Raw genomic sequence first — 1,395 nt, 5'->3', positions numbered from 1 at the left:
TTGTGTTTTGTCAGCGACGATGATCTGCGAAAGGGAAGAGTTTCTTCTTCTCGAGTAGGGGTTGTTGTGTGTTGTTTGAGAACTGCACAGTGGACGCGAGCATCTTTGTTGTAAGTGTTTATGAGCGTACGGTGGATGTCTTGGCACCAGGAGCCGATGAAGGACGTGGGAGGCTGCGATATGCCTCGGGGAGCTGTCAACCGAGCTGTGATCCGAGGATTTCCGAATGGGGAAACCCAGCACGAGTGATGTCGTGTTACCCGCATCTGAATATATAGGGTGTGTGGAGGGAACGTGGGGAAGTGAAACATCTCAGTACCCACAGGAAGAGAAAACAACATGTGATTCCGTGAGTAGTGGCGAGCGAAAGCGGATGAGGCTAAACCGAGTACATGTGATACCTGGCAGGGGTTGTGTATTCGGGGTTGTGGGGTTCGTTGTGTCGGCGCTGCCATGCCGGCCGACAGTGAGAAATCGTCGTGTTAGTCGAAGTGGTCTGGAACGGCCCGTCGTAGAGGGTGAGAATCCCGTAGACGAAAACATGGCGACTGTCGATACGAATACCCGAGTAGCACCGGGCCCGTGAAATCCGGTGTGAATCTGTCGGGACCACCCGATAAGCCTGAATACTCCCTGGTGACCGATAGCGGACAAGTACCGTGAGGGAAAGATGAAAAGTACCCCGGGAGGGGAGTGAAATAGTACCTGAAACCGTGCGCTTACAATCCGTCAGAGCCTGCGCATCCTTCGGGGTGGTGGGTGATGGCGTGCCTTTTGAAGAATGAGCCTGCGAGTTAGCGGCATGTCGCGAGGTTAACCCGGGTGGGGTAGCCGTAGCGAAAGCGAGTCCGAATAGGGCGATCTGTAGTGGCATGTTCTAGACCCGAAGCGGAGTGATCTACCCATGGCCAGGGTGAAGCGACGGTAAGACGTCGTGGAGGCCCGAACCCACTTAGGTTGAAAACTGAGGGGATGAGTTGTGGGTAGGGGTGAAAGGCCAATCAAACTCCGTGATAGCTGGTTCTCCCCGAAATGCATTTAGGTGCAGCGTCGCGTGTTTCTCACCGGAGGTAGAGCTACTGGATGGTCTAGGGGGCCCACAAGCTTACCGAAATCAGCCAAACTCCGAATGCCGGTGAGTGAGAGCGCGGCAGTGAGACTGCGGGGGATAAGCTTCGTAGTCGAGAGGGAAACAGCCCAGATCGCCGGCTAAGGCCCCTAAGCGTGTACTAAGTGGAAAAGGATGTGGGATCGCTGAGACAACCAGGAGGTTGGCTTAGAAGCAGCCACCCTTGAAAGAGTGCGTAATAGCTCACTGGTCAAGTGGTTCTGCGCCGACAATGTAGCGGGGCTCAAGTACACCGCCGAAGCCGCGGCATTCACATGACACCCGCT

Annotated in this window: 1 rRNA gene (cut by a window edge); it reads left to right on the top strand. The window is 55.1% G+C overall.

Going from position 1 to position 1,395, the window contains the following annotated elements:
- Positions 1 to 108: 108 nt before the first annotated feature.
- Positions 109 to 1,395, top strand: a 23S ribosomal RNA gene (locus EQ874_RS22740); it runs 1,885 nt beyond the window's last position.

The sequence above is a fragment of the Rhodococcus sp. Q1 genome, from assembly GCF_004153645.1.
In the GTDB taxonomy this organism is placed as follows: domain Bacteria; phylum Actinomycetota; class Actinomycetes; order Mycobacteriales; family Mycobacteriaceae; genus Rhodococcus; species Rhodococcus gordoniae.
This window is presented reverse-complemented; position numbering and strand designations above follow the sequence as displayed.